This window comes from Siphonobacter sp. BAB-5385 (assembly GCF_002261125.1).
In the GTDB taxonomy this organism is placed as follows: domain Bacteria; phylum Bacteroidota; class Bacteroidia; order Cytophagales; family Spirosomataceae; genus Siphonobacter.
Window position 1 is genome coordinate 18,015 of record NZ_NMPS01000150.1, and the last position, 24,010, is coordinate 42,024.

Annotated in this window: 18 protein-coding genes and 2 pseudogenes; 8 read left to right on the plus strand and 12 right to left on the minus strand. The window is 47.8% G+C overall.

What is annotated here, in order from left to right:
- The first annotated feature begins 17 nt into the window (after positions 1-17).
- The 5 genes from BWI93_RS28240 to BWI93_RS14800 all read left to right on the plus strand — a co-directional run bounded on the left by BWI93_RS28240 (position 18) and on the right by BWI93_RS14800 (position 5,373).
- On the plus strand, positions 18-740 hold the full coding sequence (locus BWI93_RS28240) for a hypothetical protein (protein ID WP_217902280.1): 723 nt from the start codon (positions 18-20) through the stop codon (positions 738-740).
- 114 nt (positions 741-854) lie between these two features.
- Entirely contained in the window at positions 855-2,225 is a 1,371-nt protein-coding gene (locus BWI93_RS14785; RefSeq protein ID WP_255157904.1) for a SusD/RagB family nutrient-binding outer membrane lipoprotein, read from the plus strand.
- A gap of 472 nt (positions 2,226-2,697) precedes the next feature.
- Positions 2,698-3,855 (plus strand): hypothetical protein, encoded by a 1,158-nt coding sequence (locus BWI93_RS14790; protein WP_141217476.1) that lies wholly within the window; start codon positions 2,698-2,700, stop codon positions 3,853-3,855.
- Positions 3,856-3,878: 23 nt separating this feature from the next.
- Positions 3,879-4,658, plus strand: coding sequence for a hypothetical protein (locus BWI93_RS14795; RefSeq protein WP_094812621.1), 780 nt, complete (start codon positions 3,879-3,881; stop codon positions 4,656-4,658).
- Positions 4,576-5,373, plus strand: coding sequence for a T9SS type A sorting domain-containing protein (locus BWI93_RS14800; RefSeq protein WP_141217477.1), 798 nt, complete (start codon positions 4,576-4,578; stop codon positions 5,371-5,373). Before BWI93_RS14795 ends, BWI93_RS14800 begins: the two co-directional genes overlap by 83 nt.
- Before the next feature lie 289 nt (positions 5,374-5,662).
- Here BWI93_RS14800 and BWI93_RS14805 read toward each other — a convergent pair.
- Positions 5,663-7,680: pseudogene (locus BWI93_RS14805) on the minus strand (BCCT family transporter).
- A gap of 521 nt (positions 7,681-8,201) precedes the next feature.
- Here BWI93_RS14805 and nhaA point away from each other — a divergent pair.
- The gene (gene nhaA, locus BWI93_RS28885) at positions 8,202-9,005 is read left to right on the plus strand and encodes a Na+/H+ antiporter NhaA (protein ID WP_255157887.1); all 804 of its coding nucleotides are present in this window, start codon (positions 8,202-8,204) and stop codon (positions 9,003-9,005) included.
- Positions 9,006-9,028: 23 nt separating this feature from the next.
- Positions 9,029-9,532, plus strand: a complete 504-nt coding sequence (locus BWI93_RS28890) for a Na+/H+ antiporter NhaA (RefSeq protein WP_255157888.1) — start codon at positions 9,029-9,031, stop codon at positions 9,530-9,532.
- 397 nt (positions 9,533-9,929) lie between these two features.
- On the opposite strand, the gene BWI93_RS14820 is transcribed toward BWI93_RS28890, so the two are convergent.
- The 11 genes and pseudogenes from BWI93_RS14820 to BWI93_RS14870 form a co-directional block, all read right to left on the minus strand.
- Positions 9,930-10,358 carry a hypothetical protein gene (locus tag BWI93_RS14820; protein ID WP_094812627.1) on the minus strand — a complete coding sequence of 143 codons (429 nt, stop codon included), beginning with the start codon at positions 10,356-10,358 and terminating at the stop codon, positions 9,930-9,932.
- 165 nt (positions 10,359-10,523) lie between these two features.
- Complete coding sequence (locus BWI93_RS14825; RefSeq protein ID WP_094812629.1) at positions 10,524-10,832, minus strand: transcriptional repressor; 309 nt, start codon at positions 10,830-10,832, stop codon at positions 10,524-10,526.
- Between the two features lie 67 nt (positions 10,833-10,899).
- Positions 10,900-11,607: a DUF4198 domain-containing protein gene (locus tag BWI93_RS14830; protein ID WP_094812631.1), complete on the minus strand. Its 708-nt coding sequence runs from the start codon at positions 11,605-11,607 to the stop codon at positions 10,900-10,902.
- 466 nt (positions 11,608-12,073) lie between these two features.
- Positions 12,074-12,802 carry an esterase family protein gene (locus BWI93_RS14835; protein WP_094812633.1) on the minus strand — a complete coding sequence of 243 codons (729 nt, stop codon included), beginning with the start codon at positions 12,800-12,802 and terminating at the stop codon, positions 12,074-12,076.
- Between the two features lie 77 nt (positions 12,803-12,879).
- On the minus strand, positions 12,880-13,467 hold the full coding sequence (locus BWI93_RS14840) for an SGNH/GDSL hydrolase family protein (protein ID WP_094812636.1): 588 nt from the start codon (positions 13,465-13,467) through the stop codon (positions 12,880-12,882).
- A gap of 198 nt (positions 13,468-13,665) precedes the next feature.
- Positions 13,666-14,568 carry an AraC family transcriptional regulator gene (locus tag BWI93_RS14845; RefSeq protein WP_094812638.1) on the minus strand — a complete coding sequence of 301 codons (903 nt, stop codon included), beginning with the start codon at positions 14,566-14,568 and terminating at the stop codon, positions 13,666-13,668.
- Between the two features lie 123 nt (positions 14,569-14,691).
- The gene (locus BWI93_RS14850) at positions 14,692-15,531 is read right to left on the minus strand and encodes an AraC family transcriptional regulator (protein ID WP_255157889.1); all 840 of its coding nucleotides are present in this window, start codon (positions 15,529-15,531) and stop codon (positions 14,692-14,694) included.
- Between the two features lie 85 nt (positions 15,532-15,616).
- Complete coding sequence (locus tag BWI93_RS14855; RefSeq protein ID WP_094812640.1) at positions 15,617-16,495, minus strand: oxidoreductase; 879 nt, start codon at positions 16,493-16,495, stop codon at positions 15,617-15,619.
- 273 nt (positions 16,496-16,768) lie between these two features.
- A pseudogene (locus BWI93_RS14860) lies at positions 16,769-18,330 on the minus strand (RagB/SusD family nutrient uptake outer membrane protein).
- 28 nt (positions 18,331-18,358) lie between these two features.
- Positions 18,359-21,490: a TonB-dependent receptor gene (locus BWI93_RS14865; RefSeq protein WP_255157890.1), complete on the minus strand. Its 3,132-nt coding sequence runs from the start codon at positions 21,488-21,490 to the stop codon at positions 18,359-18,361.
- A gap of 884 nt (positions 21,491-22,374) precedes the next feature.
- Complete coding sequence (locus BWI93_RS14870) at positions 22,375-23,160, minus strand: DUF2490 domain-containing protein (protein ID WP_094812644.1); 786 nt, start codon at positions 23,158-23,160, stop codon at positions 22,375-22,377.
- Positions 23,161-23,454: 294 nt separating this feature from the next.
- Here BWI93_RS14870 and BWI93_RS14875 point away from each other — a divergent pair, with 294 nt between their 5' ends.
- The gene (locus BWI93_RS14875) at positions 23,455-24,003 is read left to right on the plus strand and encodes a hypothetical protein (RefSeq protein ID WP_094812646.1); all 549 of its coding nucleotides are present in this window, start codon (positions 23,455-23,457) and stop codon (positions 24,001-24,003) included.
- The last annotated feature ends 7 nt before the right edge of the window (positions 24,004-24,010 follow it).

Below are 24,010 nucleotides of genomic sequence, written 5' to 3' on the forward strand. Positions count from 1 at the left end.
TGGCTCTGAGTAACGACATGGAAAGCGAACAGCAGATCATTGCCTCCAGCGGTAATGCTTCGATCATTGCTACCAAGGGCGGTAGTACGGGCGACATCTGGGGGTTTGGTCTGGTACGGAATCCGGAAGGACAGGTAGTTTTTGACGCGAAAACGGGCTTGGCTCTTCGGCCGTCGGACATTACGAAAATTGGCAATGCGTACGCCGACTGGCGGGGCGGTCTGCAAAACGAGTTTTCGTATAAGAACCTCCGTTTGAACGTTCTGCTCGATGGTCAGTTTGGCGGCATCGTGTACTCGCAGACGCACCACAAGATGTCCGAACAGGGTAAACTCAAGCATACCCTGGCGGGCCGGGAAACGGGCACTATCGTTGGGCAGGGCGTAATCCGGAATGCGGATGGTTCTTACGCTCCCAACACCACGCCGGTGGCGATTTCGACCTGGTACGGTGATTACTACCGCCGGGCCAACGTGGAGACCAATAGCTTTGATGCTTCGTATTTGAAACTTCGCGAAGTACGACTGGAGTACAATCTGCCCCGTGGGTTGGTCAACCGCTGGAAACTCTCGGCGGCAAGCATCGGCTTCTTTGGTCGCGACCTGGCCATGATTTCGAAGTTTCCCATTTTCGATCCCGAAACGGCTTCACTCAATGGGGCTACCATCGTACCCGGCGTAGAGATGGGCCAGTTGCCCACGCCGCGTACCTGGGGTGTTAACTTAAATCTTAAGCTGTAATTTTTATTTCGACGAAACAGCGATGAAAAAATACATTCTCTCTTTACTGACCCTGGGATTACTGACCACTGCCTGTACCACGGGTTTCGAAGACTCAATACCGATCCGAACCGCATTGATCGCGTCACGCCGGGTAGTTTGGTTACGCCGATTGTGTATGGCATGAGTACGTACTTTACCGTACGCAACAGCGATTTTACCAACCAGTTGATGCAGGTCAGCTTACCCTATGCCCAGAATAGTGAAGGCTATGGCGTACACCATTACAACGTAAGTGAAACGGCGGGGAATGGTACCTGGAATACTTGCTACACCTGGCTGCGTAACGTGCGTGAAATGAAAGAAGCCGCCGAAATTTATCAGCAACCCATCTATCAGGCGGTCGCTACGACGCTTGAGGCGTACATCGTCGGTATTCTGACGGATTCTTTTGGCGACATCCCGTACACGGAAGCACTCAACGCGGAGGAAGGCCTCAGCCAGCCCGTTTTTGATGAGCAGAAGCAGGTATATGCTACACTGATTACCAAACTGGAAGCAGCTAATAAAACCTACAAGGAAAGTGGTACGATGGTGGGCAACGATCTGCTGTACGGGAATGACAAGAGCAAATGGCAGAAATTCAATAATTCACTTTTACTGCGAATGCTGCTTCGGACGAGCAAAAAATCCGATTTCAATAGCTTTGAACGCCTGAAAGCTATTTTAGCGAATCCGAGCGAATATCCCATTTTCACCAGTAATGCCGACGCTGCTTTAGTTAAAATTACAGGCTTGGCTCCGTATGATTACGCCTGGGGTCGTCGGCAGGATTATACGAACGCCGAGGCCATGAGTGCCTTTTTCATTGATCTGTTGAATGAACTGGAAGACCCCCGCCGACCGCTGTTTATGACGACCGCCCGACGCGTGGAAAACGGAAAAGAAACCAACATCGGATACAAGGGCATTGTCAGTGGGCACAACCCGACCCGCAATGAGCTGAAGGTCGATTACGAACCCAGTACACCCAATGCCGATTTAATGGTACACACCACGCTGGGTACGGAAATCATTGAAGTGATCATGTCGTACGCCGAGGTGGAGTTTATCAAAGCCGAAGTAGCTCTGCAAACGGGCGATCAGGCGGCGGCTAAAACAGCGTACGAAAAAGGAGTAGCCGCGGCCATCACGCAATGGAAAGGCGGCGTATTCCCAGCCACGTATTTCAATAATCCGAAGGCGGCATTTAACGGTACGCTCGAACAGGTACTGACCCAAAAGTATCTGGCCTTGTTTTTCAACGATTACCAGCAGTGGTTTGAGTACCGCCGGACGGGTTTTCCCAAATTACCCAAAACGCAATATATGCTCCACGATGGCGTAATGCCCACGCGATTCATGTACCACAATGATGTACGGCGATTCAATCCTCAAAATTATAAAGTTGCCGCCGAACGGATCGGTGGAGATAATGTGATGACCAAAGTCTGGTGGGAGAAGTAATCCCGAGTAACGAGACCGTGAAAGGAGCCGATTTTCTGAATGTTCAGAAAACCGGCTCCTTTTTTGTCAGTAATTATGTGCCTGATTAAGTAGAATGAACTAGGGTCATCAGAAAGGCTTCTATTGTTACTACAATACATTGCAACTATTACTACAAGACTTTACAATAAATACTACAGAATTTATCTAATAAACAGCCATAGTTTCGTGACGTCAAATTTATACGTTCAAAACCATGGTATCGTTTCCGCCGGATGCTCGCCTGTTCTTCTATTCTACTATTCGAAAACGTTCGGGATTTCAAAGGATACCTCTGCACCTGACGACTTGTTGATCAGGCTTCTCCCAAAAATCAGTTCATCCCTTCTCCAGTAAACCAGCGGTGCACCACCGTACTGGACGGAATCTGCTTTGCTTATACACGACCTAGTACTTCACCACTCTATTTATCAACTATAACTTATCTATGTTTATGAAAAAAAGAATACTCTTGGGAATCATGTTGTCAGCGGGTAGCTTTTATGCTGCACAGGCTCAGGTGAAAATTGGAGCGAATCCGACTACCATTCAGAGCAGTTCATTACTTGAGCTGGAAAACGAAGCGGCCAGTGGGAATAACCAGCGAGGTTTACAGCTTCCCAGCGTGGCTCTGACCAATACCACTACCTGGGCCCCTCTGGCAGGATCACCCGCTCCCGGTATGACCGTCTATAATACAAACGCTGACCTGGCTGGTGTACGAGCCAGTGGGGTTGGAGCGTACGTATGGTCGTCAACGAATGGCTGGAATCCCATTACTGACTGGTCACTGGGCGGTAATAACATCAGTGCCAATCAGGTTTTAGGCACTAACAACGCTCAGAATTTAAACATTCGGGCCAATGGAGCCAACCGTATTTCCATTAGTGCAGAAACCGGGCAAACCCTATTTGGGGGAGCTAGTATGGCCGTACCACGTCTGTACATCGCCCGGCCCGCCCCGGGAACGGCCATTCCAGGGCTGTACGTAGAAAACTCGACGGGATTTAACTCGGCACCGGCATCTAACATTGTCGTAGGTAATGCGGCGGGCAATTCATTTAAAGGAATGTATGGTTTTGTAAGCGGTGGTTACGACCAGGTGACGGCTGGACAGGTTACCGCGGGTATATCGTACCGAAGTAACGGCACCCTGAGTCTGGGCGTTGCGGCGGAACCTTATGCCCCTGGCGAAGCTGCGGCCGATAAACTCATCGTCACGAGTGCCGGAGACGTAACCGTAAGCCAGGGAAATCTAACGGTAAACGGAGCGATTCGTTCGCAAGTTACCCGGGTGGCTGTTACGAACAACGTAGCAGGTGGGGCAGCCGGTGCACCCACAGAACTAAGCAATACGGCTTCCTCTTACATCAGTCTGGCCCCAACGGCGGCAGCCAGTGCCTATCAGGTCCCCGCTGCCGGAGCTAACGCGGGATTGATGCTGATTATTAAAAACAACACTTCCGTAGCAGCTACGCTGAGTTCAGCGGGCGGACGCTTTGTGGTAGCCAATGTGGGCAATTTGACCTACACGCTGGATCCCGGAGCAAATATTCGGGTGATTACCCTCATCTCCGACGGTAGTAACTGGCAGATCACGGCTATCAATTAAGTTTCACCCTTTACTTATCGGATATGAACATACGATTAGGGGGTATACTGCTAGCCCTGCAGATCGCATCGCTACCGGCTCTGGCCCAGGTTGGGCACGAAGTCTATAGTAACCCCACGCTACAGGCGGCCAACCGAAATGCCAACGCGAACGTAGCTGACTTTTCAGACTATTTTCGGGTAAATGCCGGGGCTACTTATACGAACATCGGGAGCATTTACTGGCTAAATACCAATACGACCGGTACGTTTATCAGCAATGGTCTCTATACGACCGGTGCAACGGCCACGGATTATTTCGGGAATGGTACGGCTCGACAGGCCATGGAAATTAATGGTAGTTTGGCTCCGCTTTTCAACAATCTGGTTTTTCAGAATGGAGCCATGAACATTGCTAATTCCGACGGAATCACGGTGAACCGTACCTTGACGCTAACCAATGGCATTACGACTACGCAACGGAATAGTCCTCTGGCGAATAGTATTCGGGTCAATACGGCAAGTGCCGGAGCCATTACCGGCGATTTTAGTGACACCCGCCACGTGGATGGTTACGTTTCCCGGGTCATGAATGCCAATACAACCTATGACTTTCCCGTAGGGAATGCGGGCGATTATCGCCCCCTGACGTACCGCCCGACTGCCGCCGCTACTTTCGTATCGGTTGCCTATCAGCAGGGAACCCCGTCGCAGGGAGTGACCAGCTTAGGTACGGGCGTTTTTGGCGGTAAGTACGGTCGGCAGCTGGCCCGTAGCCGCGGCCGTACCCGGAGCAGTGACCGTTTCGATTCCGGATGTAACTGATTTTGCTGCCACGCCGGATTTGCGACTGGTAGGATGGAACGGTACGCAGTGGGTGAACCTGGGGCAGACCGCCACGGGTTCAACGGAAGGCAGTACGTTAAGTGGGACCATTCCCGCCAATGCAACTATCACGGCTCTTGGGATTGGAAGCGTCAGCGAGGCTTTGCCCGTAACGCTGGGTCGGTTTGACGTCAAATTGGAAGGTCAGATAGTGCGGGTGTCCTGGGACACGCATAGCGAAATCAACAATGATTACTTTGAAGTAATGCGGAGTACGAATTTGCAGGACTGGCTGCCCCTGGGCCGCGTGAAAGGTCAGGGGACTACGCAAACCAAGCATTCGTACACGTTTGTTGACGAAAAACCCCTGGGCGGTATTTCCTACTATCAGTTACGTCAGGTTGATTTTGATAAAACAGTCCATACGTCACCCGTTCGTTCGGTAAACAATCCGCTTGCTCAACAGCAGGCAGGGCAGGTGAGCGTTTATCCCAATCCAGCCAATAACAAAGTGGTAGTAAAAATTCCACAAGTCAGTAAGGAGGTTACCGTTCAGTTGTTTAATGCTTCCTGGCAGCACACGAACGTACCGGCTGTTCTGAGGGATTCGAATTATGAACTGGACGTAACACAATTAACGCCTGGATTATATTTTCTGCAGATAACGGCTGGACAAGGTTCGCAGAGTGTCCAGAAACTTCTGATCCAGCATTAAATACGTATTGACGTATGTGCTGGCAAAACCCATCGCTCTGATTTTTAGGGGTGATGGGTTTTTATAGTTTTACGTGAGCTATGATTCACTCACAATTTTTGAAACAGGAGTAACGGAATCGGGTGGGGAAGGAGAGAGGAATCGTTGCGGATCTAATTTTGTAAATTATTACTTAACATAATCCAAGTTATATAACACAATGTATATTCCTAGTAAAGGATGACTGGAAAAGTAAAGTTTCGTTACAAAACTTTACTTTTCCAGTCATCCACTGAACCTCTATTGTGTATTACTCTTTACGTCTTAATGTAGTATCCGTAAAGATTTCATTCTTTATTTCCGAAGATAATTCAAGGAATCGTTCATACTGTTTAAGTACGTCCGCAATCACTTCCTTTTCGGTGAAGTATTCGATATTATAGCCGGGACGGTTATCTCCAAAAAAAGTCTCAGGAATGTAGGATTGCGTGCCCCGAACACCCGGGATATTTTTTTCAGCAACTAGCGAGGTAGAGATGGTCTTCAGTTGGGTACGTACGCCATAGGTAAAATTTTCAATCGATTCATGCTCGATAGTCAGGGCAATCTCCCTTGGATTTTCCTTTTTATGAACCGCCGTAGAAATTCGCTGGCTGTTGAATTCAGAAGCCAGTTCCTGTAAAGCGGGCTCTACCGTTTGCTCAATGAAGGTCTCCACGTAAGATTGATCTTTAAAGGAAAGGATGCGTTGCAAACGCTGCTTCCAGAATTCACCCGACCAGTTGCGAGCGGACGGAGAAAAGGATTTCGAATAATAATAGCTGTCTACCAGTAGTCCCTGAAATAAACTGTAACAAAACAGGAGCATGACTATTGAAAAAGGCAATGCCGTAATCAAGGTCATGGTTTGCAGGGATTGCAGGCCCCCCGCATTTAGCAATACCAAAGCCACCAGTGCCAGTAATATGCCCCAGGCCACCAGTTGCCATTTGGGGGACCGGGCTGCATTGGCCGTTGAAATACTGTTCATTACGAAGATGCCCGAGTCCGCTGAGGTGACAAAGAAGACAAAAATGAGGAAGACCGCCAGACTACTGGTGAGTCCACTGGCTGGAAAATAGTTTAGGAATTGAAAAAGTAGCTCGTCGGTCTTGCTTACGATAGCCGTTAGCGATCCGTTTGCCACATTGCGATCCAGCCAGGTAGCACTATTTCCGAATACGGTCATCCACAGAAAATTGAAGGCGGTCGGAATCAGTAGCACGGCAATGATAAATTCACGGATCGTCCGGCCTTTGGATATTTGTGCAATGAACAGACCTACGTAGGGTGACCACGAAATCCACCAGGCCCAGTACAGAATGGTCCATCTGAAATACCAGGGTTGAACCGAAGGCTCGTAGGCGTGCGTATTGAAGGTGAGGCTTAAAAACTGGTTTAAATAATCCCCCACTCCTTCCGATAAAGAACCGAGCAAAAATACGGTCGGACCTGCAATCAGAATAAAGAGCATCAGGAGTACTGCACTGAAGATGTTGAGCTGACTCAAAAATTTGACGCCTTTGTTGACGCCTGAGGTAGCTGACAAAATGGAAATCGTCATAATCGCAATAACGATCGCCACCTGATAACTAAAACTTTTTTCCGGAATGATGCCTAGTTCGACCAACCCTGCATTAAGCTGAATGACTCCAAAGCCTAAGGTAGTTGTAATGCCAAAAAAGGTGCTGCACAAAGCAAACGTGTCAATAGCATTACCTGCCACGCCATTAATCCGGTTTTTAAGAATCGGATAAAAGCAGCTTCGAAGCGAGAGCGGTAACTTATAGCGATAGGTAAAGTAAGCCAGTGATAAGCCCACAACACCATAAATGGCCCAGGCATGAATACCCCAGTGAAAAAATGTGTACAGTTGAGCGTCCTTGGCCCGTTTTATTTCGCTATACTCTGCAAACGTTGGGTCAGAGAAATGGGCAAGGGGTTCTGAAACGCTAAAATACATCAGACCAATGCCCATGCCAGCGGCGAAAAGCATGGATATCCAGGAAAGAATGAGTATTCGGGCACCACGTCATCATCTCCCAGGGTGATCGAGCCATATTTACTAACGACGAGAGCCAGCAGAAAAAAGACAAATAAAGTAACCGACCAGACATAGACCCAGTTCAGGTTAATAAAGATCCAGTCCTGAATTTGCCCTAAAATGGAGGCCGTTGAATCCGGGAAAAAGCTGGAAACGAACGTAACAAACAAGATAAAGAGTAAACTAGGCAGAATAATCCCTTTGTGAAAGGTAGTCTGAGCTAAAAATGAGGACAGCCTGCTCATGGGTGAATAGTTTTATATGCTTAGGAGTTGATATACAAAGAACTTGTTTTGATACGCTTTGTTCTTTCAATACCTCATACTCGGCGTATCACGAAGAAAGGGTATCTTTTTCGATAGCGACCATGAGTTGAATAGTTTTACTTTTGACCCGGCTAAGCAGCCACTTTTCCAGGCGTTTTCGCTCAGCCAGTGAATGACGTCTCCTCATCCGGGCATACATTACGCGTATCGTATTCGGTTTTACCGGCGTAACAGCTGCTGGAGTAGTCGCCTGAAACCGGAAAATGCCCTGGTATTTCAAAGAAGCGAAGTAAGAAATGGAAAGGTTAGAGGGCTTACGCAAAAAGTGAAAGGCAACCCATTATTTTTCTCTAATTGGAATCGATGTCTTTAGGGAGAAGTCTGGCTTTATCAGTCGCTTGCTACCTTCGCTTCAGGAAAGCTGAAATTTTAAATGTCAGGGCATAACCAGCAGACCCGCTCCAGAGTTATCCATTACTACAATTCATTACCACTAATCCATGAGTAAAGCCCCTATTGATAGGTTCATTCAGCCCGTAAGTACATTCATTCATCAGGAGTATACCAGCGGCATCGTCTTGTTTCTAAGTGTGATAGCCGCTTTGATCTGGGCTAATTCGCCGGGGGCGGAGTCCTATCATCATACCTGGGAAACGCCCTTTGCACTAAGCTTCGGTGCTTTTTCTTTTAATTATCCCCTGCATATCTGGATCAATGATGGACTGATGGCCATCTTTTTCTTTGTCATTGGTCTGGAGCTCAAGCGGGAGTTTATGGCGGGTGAGCTTTCTACCTTAAAAAAAGCGTCTCTGCCGATGGTGGCCGCTCTGGGCGGCATGCTCGTGCCCGCCTTAATTTATGTGTTGTTTAACTACGGTCTGCCCTCCCTTCACGGCTGGGGCATCCCTATGGCCACTGACATTGCTTTTGCCCTGGGGCTGCTGTCCTTATCCGGTAATCATATTCCGTCTTCGGTGAAAGTATTCTTATCTGCCTTAGCGGTAGCCGATGATTTGGGAGCCGTGCTGGTCATTGCGTTCTTCTATACCGCTAAAATCGACTTCGGGTTTCTCCTGATTGGCTTCGGTTTTCTGGGAGTTCTGCTGGCGGGAAATCTACTCGGTATCCGGCGTAGTCTGTTTTACTTGATTCTGGGGATTGTTGTTTGGGGCTGTTTTCTGTTTTCGGGCGTTCACGCTACCATTGCCGGCGTACTCGTAGCCTTTACGATCCCGGCCCGCACGCGAATCAATGAGCAGGAGTATTTACAACAAATTAATCCCGCGTTAAACACTTTGAAGTAGCTATTCCCTTGCACGGACCTTTGATGACTGCCGATCAGCACGAGATTATTGAAGAAATAAAGGGACTAAGTTTGGATGCCCAGACGCCGCTGCAAAAAATTGAACATACGCTGCATCCTTACGTAGCCTTTCTGATTATGCCGCTGTTTGCTCTGGCTAATGCGGGTATGCACATTGGCAGTACTTTCTTTTCAGAGCTGATGAATCCTGTAAGTGCCGGTGTAGGCGTGGGTTTAGTGCTGGGAAAATCAATCGGGGTGTTTGGCTTTACCTATGTAATGGTCAGGCTCAAGCTAGCCGATTTACCAGCTCTGGTGAACTGGAAGCACGTGACAGGGGTAGCGTTACTAGCGGGCGTTGGCTTTACCATGTCCCTTTTTGTGTCCAACTTAGCCTTCTCGGATGCCGAACATGTAGATGCCGCCAAATATGGTATTCTGCTGGCTTCTCTTCTTTCAGGTACCGCAGGTATTACGTACCTGCGTTCGTTAGCGAAAGGTCAAAAAGACTCGATACCAAGCTTTTAGTACGGATCATACTAGCAGAAATCTAACGCCTGCGTGAGGGAATGGATGTGCAAAAACTCGAATGAGGCAAGCGAAAGAATTCAGAAAAAGATCTGTTGCTAAGGCCGTTGAAATGCATCAGTACTTCGAACTGCTCGAAGTACTGCTTTTTTATAGCGTAATCAGAACGGGTAATTTCCTCACTTGTTACCCTACTAAACGATTGGCAACGAAAGGTTTCTTTCGTTTGTCTAATTAGCAGGAAGGTATCAACGCCCTTCATTAGCAAGGTCTGAAGGCAGCATTACGTCGTGTTTCAGTGGCAGCTGGGGTATAAAAAGATACACTACCTGATTTGTTGCAGTAATTAAAACAGAAGATTGATTTGCTGGGGTAGTTAAAGTTACGTTAGCCTTTGTTATTCATAAAATTTTGAAAGAATACTAAAATAAATACCAATACATATAAAACTACCGAAACCCCAAAGCATGGTTTTTATATAAAACTTCATATCCTGTTTTCTGGTCTCACTATTAGCGTCGACTTCTTCATCTGACACTCCTTTAAAAAGATAGTATTTGGCAAATACATAATAAATAGCAATGATAAACAGGACAATACCAAAGACAATGAATGAATTAGCCTGACCTCGGCTTTCTTTATTAAATTGAATATAATTGCCAAAAATAAAGCTTATGATTGCAAGATAATGAAGAAGATAGGTAAATGGGAAAACCAAATTCACATGTTCGATTGAATGATTAGCTCCCGGTACCTTCCTTAAGGTGTGAGCATATCCTCTTCTTAATTTGTTGACATTTTCTATTGAAATAAGAGGCATTTTCATATCACGATTTTTTATCAGCAGGACTACTAATTTCCAGGGATCACATTTTACTGATTATAAATATAAGGGTTGAAATGCTATGACTTAATCCAGAACTGTCAACTATTTTTAGTGTAATACATCCAAGAAAGCATACGGTTACAGAAATAGTCTTACTAGAAGTACTCATAAAGAATGTTCATTTCCAGAGACAGAAGACGTATTTAATTCGCTGGAAGAAAGCTGGTAGATAAACTTACGATCGGACTGAATCTGTTTCTCGACAAAGCCATGTTCGACGAGCCAGTTCAGGGCCTGGTATACGGCACCAATGCTGATTTGAAAATGGTTTTTCTTAAGTAGTAACCAGACCTGTTCGGCATCCATGCTTTCGTGGATCCGTTCGAGTACCGTAGCTACCTGATTTCGTTTAATAGACTTCCGGATGCCCCGTTCCATGCAGTACGCGTCAATCCGATGGTTAATACTATGCATCTGTTACCAGGAAAAAGGCGGCAGGCCATCTTTTCAATGACCTGCCGCTAAACATATCATAAGAGGCTTAGGGAGCGACATCGAAGGTGAGCGTTGCACAACGCCAAACCGACTTATAGTCTTTGCCCTGCAGTTGACCCTGCTCCTTTTCCGTTTTAGAACCTTCCACGTAGTACGTTCCCGGCCATAGCGGCGTAAACTCGGCTACACCCTGAGCGTTCGTCACTACCTGACGGCTCCAGCCGCTGGGCGAATGAACGGAGATATAGATTTTCTCGGAAGGCGTATTTTTAAATACACTTTCCAGTGAAACCGGCTTGCCTACTTTGAAGGGCTTGCCCTGAGCCAAGGCTACAGTCAGTTCGTTGGGAGTGGCAGACTTGCCGCTGGCTTTACCAACCGTGACGGTAGCCGTTGCGTTAAACTGGTATTTGGTAGTGCCACCCAGTTCTTTGGCTTCGTGACCAACGGCCAGCGTATACACACCGTCCTGCGTTGGGGTGAACGTAGCTGTGAAATGATCGTCAGCGGGGTTAACCGAAAGTTTGGTTTTGGTCTGATCGGGAGCAACCAGCCAGAGACTGAATTCTTTGACGTCGGAATACCAGTCCGCTACTTTTTCCGGCGTTTCACCCGGCTCAGCGTAGCTGATTTTGACGGTCTGAGCCTGACCTTTTTTTCCAACGGCGGGCGTTTGCAACCAAAGGGCGTGAGCGAATGCACTGCTGAGGCTCAGACACAGAGCCAGCGATAATAGCGTAGCTTTTAATTTCATACAATATTCGGTAGATAACAGTAAATAGGGCTTGTTTGCGTACAGGAAAAAAGATGATCAGCGGCCGCTTTTCTTCGTTTCAGGAGCCAAAGTACGTATCTATTTATAATGAGTCCAAATAAAAATTATAATTATAGCTAGCGTGCTGATTCTAAATCCTTTCTGAATTGGGGTGTAAGGCCGGAAAACGAACACTCACAACCTGAATTCAGGAAAAGTGCTTCAGAGGTTGTTTTAATCTGTTCTGAAAGGAATACGCGATTGAAAGCAAGGTCAGGTCTACCCTCCTGTTGAGACGAGAAGAAAAAAGAAGAAGGGGCGTCGCGGTTCAGAGAACGGAATCACCGTACGGAGCCGATAGACCAAGTGACAGGATTCGGATTACTACAAGCCTAAAGATAGCACCGAATGTGCATTCCGTGGAAGATTGGATAAACGTACTGAGAATGGCAAAGCCAATGGCCCGCTACAGATAGATATCTACCATCTTTTGCCAGGCATCGGCCTGGTGAGCCCGGCCCTCCCAAACGTAGAATTCGTGAGCAATGCCTTTGTGGGTCAGATCGCGTTCGAGCTGGAAATTACTTTCCAGGAAGGGATCGTCGCTACCAATGACGATGACAAATTCCAGCTGACGGATTTTGGCTAGTAATTGCTCGTCGTGCAGGTTAGGTAGAAAGTGATTGGGGGTATGGTAATAGATGTTTTCGTCGTAGTAATCGTCGAATAGTCCACGGAACTCGGAGGTAGGAACCGCAAGGTTGTAGCGGCCACTGAAGGCCACCACTTTACCAAACTGCTCGGGATGCCGAAGGGCAATATTCACGGCGTGAAAAGCTCCGAAACTACAACCGTGGGAAATCAGAAAAGAACCCGGATTCAGTTTCTCCGAAAAAGGCAGTACTTCCTGTAAAATGTACGCTTCGTAGGCAATGTGCCGCTGAATACGCTCGGCGGGTGGAATACTCTCGCTGTACAGACTTTCGGCGTCAATCGAATCGACGCAGATGAGTTGTAGCCACCCTTGTTCGATTTTATCCCGAAGAGCCTCGACCAGACCCAGTTTCTCGTATTCGTAAAATCGGCCCCGACGGGTCGGAAAGATCAGGACGCGAGCTCCGGCGTGGCCGTAGACGAGTAAATCCATGTGTCGCTCTAGCACTGGACTATACCAGCCGTGTGGGTTACGAAGCATAGGTAAGGATGACAGGAAAAGCCCCTAAGTTCTCAATGATTTCTAAATCTGGTCGTATCGCTGGTATGAATAAATCATTAAAATTTCTCTACATAAGGCCGAAGCAGCTTCGTCCAGACCTGATAACCCGCCGGGCTAAGGTGTAAACCGTCCGCTTCGAATAGTTCGGGTCGGGGCCGGTGGTTCGCTCCCAGCATGGCCTGCGTCAGATCCAGAAACTTGAATCCGGGGGTTTGTTTGATTTTTTCGGCAATGAGTGCGTTGGTATACTTGATTTTCTCAATCAGATCCCAACGGGCCAGACTGGGCTTGATGGATACGTAGACGAGCGGAACATCGGGTAAATTCTTTTTCATACGTTCGACCAGCGTACAAAAGAACAGGTATACCTCTTCGGGATGTCGTTGATCACCGAGGTCATTGTCGCCCGCGTAAAAAACGATTGCCCGAGGTTTACTCGGCACGACCAACTCTTCAAAATACCAGGAGCAGGCCGCCAGGGTTGAGCCACCAAAGCCAAGATTGAGAACGGGCGTATCAGGAAAATCCTGAGCCAGCGTTGACCATAAACGAATGGAGGAACTACCGTAAAAGACAGTACGGTTTAGTTGAGCCGGGTTAATTCGTTGTTTTAATTGTTTTACTTCTTCTTCGTACCAGATCATAAAAGCTTAATGGATACAGGCCAGTCAGGGCTGTAAGAATAAATCAGTGGCTGCGACGTGCGAAGGTAAAACCCAAATTTGAACTCGGAGGTTTAAATTTTAGTAATCTCGAAGAATAATTAACGTATAGTGAAAGAGTTACACGAGCAAATTTCCAGAATTTAGGTGCAAGTCCGGAAATTTGCTCGTCTGTAATCGTTAGAGATAACGGTACGCTGAAGGCGTTAAGGATACGTGTTTTTTGAAGAAATTATTAAAGTGCGAAGGTTCCTCAAAACCCAGGCAATAGCTGATTTCGGCAATATTCCAGTTGGTATGTTTGAGCAGGGCCTTGGCTTCGCTGGTCAGTCGTTCGGTAATGTGATCGGTCGTTGTTTTTCCCGTGGTCTGCCGAATGGCTCGATTGAGGTGGTTAACGTGTACGGCTAAGTGCTCGGCAAAATCCTTGGCCGACCGCAGCTTGAATCGTTGCGAAGGCGTTTCAATGGGAAACTGTCTTTCCAATAGCTCAGAGAAAATCGCTGTAATGCGGGCATTCGCATCCGGATGCTGGTAGAGCGTTTGCGAGGGCTGAACTTTTAGAGCTACGTGAATCAGCTCGATGACGTAATTGCGAAGCAGATCGTATTTAAACCGGTAGTCCGACTGTATTTCAGCGAGCATTTTTTCGAACAAAGCACTTACCTGCTGTTCCTGAGCTTCCGGCAAAATAAAAGCCGGTTTACCGCCACTGGCGAACATGGGCATTTCGGAGAGCGGGTCCCGCATTTTTTCCGTGAAAAATGCATCCTTGAAAATGCAGAAAAAGCCCGTATAGTCTTCCGAACGCGACTCCCAGGTGTAGGGTACTTTGGGATTGAAAAACATGAGGGTCGGTCCTTCTACTTCCAGACTTTTATCGGCGTAGTGAAAGACGTTCTTTCCCCGAATCAGACTGATCTTGTAGAAATCCCGGCGGGTATATTTCACCGGAGCCCCGTGCGGGCCGTGGCAGTCTTCCAGCCGAAATACGTTGAAATGCCCTAAATTCTGTTGAAGATTGGGGGGCTGCTCATTGAATTTAGTTTGATAAAAATCTTCTAAGGTTTCAATCGTTGCCATACGCTTCGCGGGTGTTTAATTCAAATCCCTGGGGTTGATATACAGCAGCAAAAGTACAGCACATCAAATATTGAGACTTACGAAAAACAAAGGCATACTTGTAAAATTCAAACAATAGCGTCCTTATATTAACGAAGGAGCCTGACCGAAGGCTTTCTTAAAAGCAAAAGAAAAATGCGACAGATCTTCGAAGCCCACTTCCAGATAAACCTCCGATGGTTTTCTTCCTTTTTCTTTAATCAGGAAATAAGCATCCTGCAAGCGTTTATTTAAGAGCCAGCGATGCGGCGACAGATGAAAAATTTTCTCAAAATCGCGTTTGAATGTCGCCAGACTACGGCCACTCAAATACGCAAATCGATTCAGACTGACATTGAACTGGTAATGCTGCATCATAAACTCTTCCAGATCGAGCTTACCCGGTTCAGCGAAATCGAACAGAATGTCCTTTAACTCAGGTTCGGTACGCAATAGTAGTAATACCGCTTCTTTTACTTTTAAAGCAAACAGCGGATCGTCCGTCGTTCCGGGTAAGGGTAGGTAGGGCATCAGGGAATCCATGTATCCCTGGTACAGCGGGTGCGGCGATAGAGGAATGACCGCTGGAGCTCGCAGGGGTCGTTTCTGAGCGGTATATCCGTATTGCTGACTTAGGTTTACTAACGTTTTTTGATCGAGGAAAACAGAAATGGAAGTGAACTCCCCTCCTACGGGCGGATGCTTCACGAATTTCGCCAATTGATTACGGCGGCTGAAACGGAAATCGCCAGGCTTAAACTCGTACACCCGCAAGCCGTCATTAACCGTTAGTGAACCGGAAATCTGATAGCTGAATACGTGTTCGGGGATAAACTGCTCCCCGTCCCGACTGACGTTGTAGTAGCAGGAATAGATAATGCGGGAATTGGGTAGTACTTCGGACATGGCTGAATCAAAAAACTTGCTGCGTACGTGTGTACGCAACAAGTTACGGATAAGAAGGTTCGATAGAAATCCGTTTGCGAAAGGATCTTCGGCAGCAGTGTACTTTAAATGCCAACCCTTACGCTTACCCTTTCAAATACGTCTGGCCCAGTTCGCTATCCAGAAAATTCTCTGAATCGTCGTGATCCGTGGAAACGGAAACGGGTAGCCAGGCTTCAAACTCAGCCTTCCGGCGGGCGTCAGCTTCCTGTAAAATGCTGGCAGCTTCACTTCCCAGAATTAAATGTATCGGAGGTTCCGGATGGTTCACCAGATCAATCAGGACCTGAGCCGCTTTGGCCGGATCGCCCATGGGGAGGTATTGACCACTGGCGAAATAATCGGCACGCTGGCCTACGCTGGTTTCGTACCCTTCAACCGGAGTGGCGTAGGTCATGGAAGCTCCAACCCAATCCGTACGAAAGCCACCGGGTTCAACGGACGTCACTTGTATCCCGAGCGGAGCTACTTCATTGACGAGGGCTTCGGTAAAACCACCCAGTCCAAACTTAGCGGCCTGATACATGGTCAACCCAGCGGCACCCACGCGACCTCCTACGGAGCTAATTTGCAGAATGCGGCCACTGCGTTGCTTCCGCATCACGGGCAGTACAGCCCGCGTGATGGCAATGGGAGCGTACAAATTCGTTTCGAGCTGGCTACGTACCTGCTCTTCCGTGAACGCTTCGGCGGCACCGATAATCCCAAACCCCGCATTATTGACCAGTACGTCGATGCGACCCAATCGTTCCACGGTAAGCGTTACGGCGGTTTGAATTTGTTCCAGATTCGTAACGTCCAGCGTCAGGAGTTCCAGTTGATCGGGATACTGATTCTTGAGAGCCTGCAAGGATTCGGGTTGACGAGCTGTAGCGGCCACCCGATCCCCCTGAGCCAGTACGGCTTCGGTTAACTGACGACCTAAGCCACGGGAACTTCCGGTAATGAACCAAACCTTTTTCATAGCGAATGTCTGTTTATGGTTTCGATTACAAAATTCGCGGTCTGGCGTAGGGGCTGCTTTGTTAAAAAGCTCAAAGTGACTTTGCTAAAAAGCTCAGGTTTAGCTCCAGTGGGGAATGAATCAGTATTGTCGCTCAGAAGTATGCATTTGGAAAGATTGGTTTCAAAAAAGATCAGGTACTACAGTTAGTAAAAGTAGAAATAGCCGTATCCCTGAAAAAAAGCCCCGACTCCGGTGGGAATCGAGGCTTTTTCATGAAAATGAATTACGGTACTAAACGCCCGGATAATTCGGGTTTTGAGGCCGCAGATTCGGGTTGTTCAGCATTTCCTGACGCGGCAGGGGCAGTAACAGGTGCTTCTCCTGCAAGGGTCGGTTGGAATTCAGGTTTACGTGACCCACAAAATCATCGAAACCTTTCGTCTTTTCGTTGAACACTTTGCGGAGGCGAACCATATCAAACCAGGTGATACCCTCGTAGCAGAATTCGTACCAGCGTTCCCGCCATACGGCTTCCCGGAAGCTATTGGCTGAGAACGTACCCAATGCCGGCGTAGTTAACTTAGCCCGGTCGCGGATGCGTTTCAGAGCATCGTAGGCTTCCTGGTTAGGGCCGCCCACTTCGTTCTGAGCTTCAGCGTAGATGAGCAACGTTTCGGCGTAGCGAATTTGGGGTACGTTCAGGTTATTTTGCCGCGTACCGGGTACGCCCTGCGTTCCGTTGGCTGTCGTGTTGAAGTGCTTGAACACGTAAGGAGCACCCAGCGAGAACAGATCACCGCTACCGTTGGTATAGTAGTTGGTGAAGAAGTAACCTTCGCGGTCTTTGGCTCGCAAATCGCCCGTTTCGTAGGAGGCGTAGAAGGAAGCCGTAGGAACCGTACTACCCGTACCCGAAGGACCATTGTAGGTCACGGGTTTGAAGTTTGGATAGTAATTATCCATGGGGTTACTGGCTACAACGGCATTGTACTGAAGCATGAACAAATGCTCCGTCCGGTTCTTCAGTCCTTCCTGGTGAACTTCTCCGTAGGTAGAAAACAGATTGATCGTTGAGGGGTTAGCCTTGGCGTAGGTAATCACTTCCAGAGCTTTATCGGCGGCTAGCTTGTAATGCGTAGCACCCTTCCGCAACGGAAATCCAGCCATGGTCAGGTATACTTTAGCCAACTGGGTTTTAACCGCTGCCTGGTTTACGTGACCGGTCGGATCCATCCAGGGAAGTCCGGCCGATTCTGCGTACTTCAAGTCTTCGATAATCAGGTTGTAAATCTGCTCCTGCGGCGTACGGCTCGGACGGAAGTCTTCAGAGTTAATGGTCTGTGGTTTGGTAATGAGCGGAATGTCACCCCAAAGCCGTACCGCAGTGAAGTACGCCCAGGCCCGTAAAAACGGGTTTCGCCGAGTACTCGGGTTTTCTGAGCTTCGTCCATCGTAATACCGGGAACTTTGTCGAGTACCTGATTAGCCTGAGCAATCACCCGGTACAGGCCATTCCAGTAGTTGACGACGTGGGCCGTGTTTCCGTCGTGAATCAACCCGTAGAGGTTATTCAAGTCCGAGTTTTGAGCTGTTTCCGTCGTGGCGGTACCCGTCAGAGCTTCGAGCAATTGCCAGTTAGAGGAGAAGATACCCGCACTTTCACCCATAAAGCGAAGGTCGGCGTAAACCGCATTCAGACCAGCCGTCGCGTGATCCGGTAACGTATAAAAAATATCGGGGGATAAACTTGAGGGAGCTTCTTCTTCCAGGAAACTTTTACACCCCGTTGGGGCCAGTAATACGGCACTAAGAAGAGCCACCTGACCAATGGATTTGAATCTATGAAGTTTCATTTGTAACAATGTTGATACCATGGAATCCTTAAAAACCTACCTGTAAGCCCACCATATACGTCGTCGGTTTGGGATAGTTGTGCCAGATCATACCCTGCGTAAAGGCACTGCTGTTGTCACCCTGGTTGGTCGGCGTTACTTCCGGATCGCCAATGACGGGATCTTTCACCAGCAGGAAGAAGTTCTGAGCCGAGGTATAAATCCGCAGGCGGCTGAGTTTCAGCTTGCTCGTTACCGAAGCTGGGAAGGTGTAACCCAACAGGGCATTACGGCCCCGCAGGAATGATCCATCCTTGATCCAGTGGCTATCTACGTTGGTTACGTAACCCGCACGCGTTTCCCGAATTTCGGCAATTGGTGTGTTTTGGTGATCAGGTCTCCAGGCATCGAGTACCGTACGGTAGCTGTTGGCAATGGCCTGACGGTCCTCGCTGGCATGCAGGTTCATTAACATCACGTCGTTGCCAAACATATACTGTAATTCCAGCGTGAAGTCGAAGCTTTTATAGCGGAAGGAGTTCGTCATGGCACCCCAGCCTTTCGGGCTACCGTTACCGATGATTTTACGGTCAGCGTCCGTAATGGCTTTGTCGCCGTTTACGTCTTCATACTTGATATCACCAGGCAGAATGGTCAGACCGTTCCGATAGCTGGTAAACTTGGCGGCTTCTTCGCGTTCAGCCTCGCTCCAGGTACCCAGACGGGTCAGACCCCAGAAGGAACCCACGGGTTCGCCAATCCGGATGATGTTCGTCTGGTTGGTGAAGTTCGGACCACCTACGCCAAAAATGTCCGAAGGCGTAGCCAGTGAGAGCACCTTGTTTTTGTTCAGCGAAATATTGAAGGACGTATTCCAGGAGAAATTGGTCTTTTCGATGTTCACCGTGTTGACGCTGAATTCCAGACCCTTGTTTTCCATCGAACCTACGTTTCGGCGTATGGTGGCGTAACCGCTTGTGCGGGGTACGGGAGCATCCAGCAACATATCGGTGGTTTTCCGGTAGTAGAAGTCCAGTTCCATATTGATCCGGTTTTTAAGTAAACCTATTTCCAGACCAATGTCCGACTGAGCCGTTTTTTCCCAGCGAAGGTCGGGGTTAGCCAGACGGCTGATACCCGTACCACCCGCCCGTGCATCGTTGAACACCGTAGCGAAGTTGGCACTCAGCAGCGACAGCGAAGTATAGGGCGGAATTTCGGAGTTACCCGTCATCCCGAAGCTCGTCCGCAGTTTCAGATTGGAAAGAATCGTGTTGGATTTCAGGAATTGCTCTTCAGACACCCGCCAGGCGAAGGCAGCCGAGGGAAAGAAGGCAAATTTGTGGTTTGCTCCGAATTTCGATGAACCATCGGCCCGACCCGTAAAGGTGAACAGGTATTTGTCCATGAAGCCGTAGTTGATCCGGCCGAAGTACGAATTAAAGGCATTCCGTGATGCTTCCGATTCAACCGTTGGCTGCCGAGAACCGGCTCCGAGGTTATTGTAACCAAAATAATCGGTTGAGAAGCCCTGAATCGTTGCTCCGATCCGGAAGAAGTTCGTTTCCTGCCAGGAGATACCCAATACTGCATTCAGGGAGTGGTTTTCGTTGAACTGCTTGTTGTACGTCAGGTAATTTTCCAGGGACCAGAAACTTTCTTTCCGGTTCCGGCCTGCGGCAGTACCCTGGGCTCCGATTTCAAGCGTACGCGTGCTGGATTCGTTGATTTCCTGCGTCAGTACGTTCACCCCGAGTACCGTACGCATCTCCAGCCCTTCCATGAATTTAATGTTGGAGTACAGACTACCCAGCGTCGTCTGCGTGTTGAGCACGTATTTACGACCCATCAGCCGGTGGACGGAACTCATGGAACCTTCCGCGTAGGGATAATCCCGGTTGTTGGCATACGTACCATCGGCGTACTTCACGGGCAGGAAGGGGAAATCTTCCACCATCTGACGCGGAACGGCATCGTTGATATCGACCAGGTTTTCGGACTGGTTGTTGTAGCTAAGCGTACCACCAATTTTGAGCCAGTTTTTTACCTGATCGTCGATGGTTAAACGTCCGGAATATCGTTTCAGATACGAGGTTTTAATCAAACCCTGATCGTCCCGATAGCCGAGTGAGACCGAGTACTGAGTTCGCTCACTACCGCCGCTGAAACCCAGCTGGTGGTTCTGGGACAATTTATTCTGCGTAGCTTCCTTGAACCAGTCGGTGTCGTACAACGGATTTCCGTTGCTGTCAAAAATGCGGGGATCCGTGCGACGAAGCTTGGGATTGAGGTAACTCCATTTTCCCTCGGCCCAGCCCACGGGATCGTACTTGGCCATGTTCGCGTACGCCAGGTCTTCAACGGCCAGGTATTCCCGGGCATTGAGTACTTTCGGTTTATTGGGACCAATCGTATTCACGCTGAAATCGGCGTTGTAAGATACCTGACCTTCACCGGATTTCCCTTTGCGGGTCGTAACCAGAATTACCCCGTTGGCACCCCGGGCTCCGTAAATAGCCGTTGAGGAAGCATCTTTCAGGACTTCAACGGATACGATGTCGTTCGGGTTGATGTAGTCAATCGCGGAGCTAAACTGCGACTGATTTCCCTGCGGCAGCATTACGCCATCGACGACATATAGCGGGTTGTTGGAGGAGTTGATGGAGCTGAAACCCCGAATCCGGACCGTTGTGCGGCCACCGGGACGTCCGGAATTGGTATTTACCTGAACCCCAGAGACTTTGCCCGATAAAGTCTGGTTGAGGGAAGGAGCCGGACGCTCCAGCAACTGAGCTTCCTTGACCGAACCGACGGAGCCCGTCAGGTCAGATTTACGGGCGGTACCATACCCCACGACTACCACTTCATCCAGCACTTTATCGTCTGATTTCATGGAAACCGTCAGGTTCGTCTGAGTACCTACGACGAGTTCCTGAGGGGTAAAACCAACGGAAGAGAACGTCAGGGTAGCTCCCGATTCGGGAATTTCCAGACGGAATTGGCCTTCGGCGTCGGTCACCGTACCGCGTTGGGTACCTTTTAAAATAACGCTGACCCCTGGTAACGGAGCATTATTTTCGTCGGTGACTTTACCGGTAATCAGTCGGTCCACAACGAAGGTTTTCAGGGTGCCCGGCCGATTGCTTGCCGCGTAACCGGTCGTCAAGCAGATGCTGGCCATGAGAATAGGACTCAGGCTCACCTTGAATAGCCTCCTGACTTGAAAAAGTAGGGGTTTAATCATACGGGTTCTCGCCGCTGGTACGGCATTGAGGTTAAGAAAAACGATTTGTGAACGTTAAAAAATGAACTAGTTAAGGGTAATGCGGACAGCCAGGTGCGAAAAATAGAAGGTAATGACAGGTCTGTTTAAGCCGAACGGAGCAGTACGCATTCGTCTTAAATCGGATATATATATCAAGTAAATGCGGGCGTAGTTAGCTTGAATGACTACGGAAAACAAATCGATTCGTCAGAATGGAATACACTCTTCAAGAGCCCGTTTCAAAGCGGAATTAACTAAGGTTTTTACGTTAGAAACACAACGACAAATCGTTCAATACAAGCAGAAATGGACGGGCTAAAACAAAGATAGTCTGGTAACGGAATTACAAACGTCGTAAGATAAAATTGTACATAGGTTCATCATAGAGGAGTTTATAAGTGCGTGAACAAAGGTATTTTTTTTCCTATACGTTGTCAACCTTTTTAAGTCAAATAATTAAAAAATTTATAAATAAAATGAAACTATGCGTAGAAATGTATCTGTATACGTCTGAATGCTGCTAGAAAATGGGCTATTCATCGACCGGGTTTCGACAGAGTAGACCCGCTATTTGTCAGTTGGCCAGATAAGCCGCTACTTGCTAAGTGCTCTTAGCATTAACTGGCGTGATTGTCCCATCGGATGGGGTGAGCTATCATTTAGATTGATAATGGAGTTGAAACTAGTATTTGTTGTACAATCTTGCTATAAGATAGGGGTTATACGTTGTTCACGGCGTATGAAGAGTGAGTAATTATAAAAAGTATATTAAATGAATTTTTAAACTAATGAGTTAGGTATTATTTGTTTTCCAATTGCGTTTTAGCAAAGTTTAAATTGTATTGAAGCGTTAACCGGAAACCACGATTGATTTCATAGACGGGCCGTTGGCTAACCGGATCCGGATCGGTATGCCGTGAAATCTGATGTAAATAACCCAATTCAACTTGAAAATCTTTGGTGAACTGATAACCTAGTCCACCCAGCAATCGATTTTGGTTGTAGACATTGTCATCCTGACCAAGATTTAGAAACAGTTCATCCAGAGCAGTGAGATAAAACTCCTGATCTTCCAGCGTCTTGCCTTGCAAAGGATATTGTATCTCCAGCTGGTAGCGAATTCGGCTGGCATATTCCCAGCTTTCCATACCGGACTGACTCTTGTGTCCCGGCTCGCCCATCCAGCGTTGTTCCAGACGAATCCGGTGCTGTAATTCGGCTGCGGCCAGACTTCCAGACCATTGTACATCTTCATACAGGCGGTGCTCATAGGTAGGTACTTCTTGATCGGCCACGGGATGCTTACCATAGGGGTACGTCGTGAAATGAGTATAACCACCCCCAACCGATAAGTTCTTACGCACGTCATACAGCAATCCTACCCGAGCCAGGGCTTGTTGCCAGTGTTGAACAAAGTTAATTCTACGCCACTGATATTCGGTGTGGAGTTTCAAACGCTTGTTGAGCGAATGGTCACCCATGTATACCCACCATCCGATGGCATTATGATCTGTAATACGAGGAGCCTGACTCCAGGCAGTAAAAGTCAGAAGTAAAAAAGTGTGTAGAAGTAAACAACGTTTCATAGGATGAGTAATAGCATAAATAGATTGTGCCATAAACCGATTCAACTAAATAAAATAATTATTATAACGTAAAAGTAACGTTATAATAATTTTACTTAGTTTAAGTTTTGTATTGATATTACGTCCATACTCCCTATTTATCCATCCATTGCTCTCCCTAGTTTTATACCAGTTACTCATCACCTCTCTACAGTTCATACCCTTTTAATGACAATTCGGGTAACTACTCATTTTCTCAGGGTGGTTTAGGTCCCAATTTTGAACCGTTCAATCTATCAAACGAATCACAATTTCATGAAAAAGGTATTTGCTTTAGTAGTAACGGTATTGAGTCTGGTTACGACTTCCTGTAAAAAAGGAGATGATCTCGATCCGAAAACGCAGTCCCCCGCCCCTAAAGAAGTAGTTGGAAAATGGAGCTTCGGCCGCTCATCCGCCGGTAGTTACTGGGATAATGGAAATGACTACATCGGTCATGCCAACGAACAGTCCATGTCTTTTGAATTTAAGAAAAACGGTACGTACGAGTGTTACACGATCAACAATGTCACCGCTTACAGTTGCCGCACGGAGGTATTCTCTTTTGAGAAGGGTCATGTGAAGTTCAATGAGGAAGAAGGTACCTTAACGGTTACCCCTACCGAAGGAAACTTCAAAAGCAAGGATAATTGCGTAAGCAGTCACAATTTCAAACGTAACATGACGGCTGCTGAATTAAAGGAACATAAGAAAGTCTATTACTATACCCTCACGGAGAGTAGAGGCGAGCCCGCCATCCTAATCTCAACGATTCCGAATGCTACGGAATATGACGGTTTGTTGATGACGCCCGGATCCTGGTAACGAATTG

What these genes read in the sequence shown, in the direction of transcription:
- BWI93_RS28240 (WP_217902280.1), top strand. Translation starts at nt 18, where the DNA reads ATGGAAAGCGAACAGCAGATCATTGCCTCCAGCGGTAATGCTTCGATC.
- BWI93_RS14790 (WP_141217476.1), top strand. Translation starts at nt 2,698, where the DNA reads ATGAAAAAAAGAATACTCTTGGGAATCATGTTGTCAGCGGGTAGCTTT.
- BWI93_RS14795 (WP_094812621.1), top strand. Translation starts at nt 3,879, where the DNA reads ATGAACATACGATTAGGGGGTATACTGCTAGCCCTGCAGATCGCATCG.
- nhaA (WP_255157887.1), top strand. Translation starts at nt 8,202, where the DNA reads ATGAGTAAAGCCCCTATTGATAGGTTCATTCAGCCCGTAAGTACATTC.
- BWI93_RS28890 (WP_255157888.1), top strand. Translation starts at nt 9,029, where the DNA reads ATGACTGCCGATCAGCACGAGATTATTGAAGAAATAAAGGGACTAAGT.
- BWI93_RS14820 (WP_094812627.1), bottom strand. Translation starts at nt 10,358, where the DNA reads ATGAAAATGCCTCTTATTTCAATAGAAAATGTCAACAAATTAAGAAGA.
- BWI93_RS14825 (WP_094812629.1), bottom strand. Translation starts at nt 10,832, where the DNA reads ATGCATAGTATTAACCATCGGATTGACGCGTACTGCATGGAACGGGGC.
- BWI93_RS14830 (WP_094812631.1), bottom strand. Translation starts at nt 11,607, where the DNA reads ATGAAATTAAAAGCTACGCTATTATCGCTGGCTCTGTGTCTGAGCCTC.
- BWI93_RS14835 (WP_094812633.1), bottom strand. Translation starts at nt 12,802, where the DNA reads ATGCTTCGTAACCCACACGGCTGGTATAGTCCAGTGCTAGAGCGACAC.
- BWI93_RS14840 (WP_094812636.1), bottom strand. Translation starts at nt 13,467, where the DNA reads ATGATCTGGTACGAAGAAGAAGTAAAACAATTAAAACAACGAATTAAC.
- BWI93_RS14845 (WP_094812638.1), bottom strand. Translation starts at nt 14,568, where the DNA reads ATGGCAACGATTGAAACCTTAGAAGATTTTTATCAAACTAAATTCAAT.
- BWI93_RS14855 (WP_094812640.1), bottom strand. Translation starts at nt 16,495, where the DNA reads ATGAAAAAGGTTTGGTTCATTACCGGAAGTTCCCGTGGCTTAGGTCGT.
- BWI93_RS14865 (WP_255157890.1), bottom strand. Translation starts at nt 21,490, where the DNA reads ATGGCCAGCATCTGCTTGACGACCGGTTACGCGGCAAGCAATCGGCCG.
- BWI93_RS14870 (WP_094812644.1), bottom strand. Translation starts at nt 23,160, where the DNA reads ATGAAACGTTGTTTACTTCTACACACTTTTTTACTTCTGACTTTTACT.
- BWI93_RS14875 (WP_094812646.1), top strand. Translation starts at nt 23,455, where the DNA reads ATGAAAAAGGTATTTGCTTTAGTAGTAACGGTATTGAGTCTGGTTACG.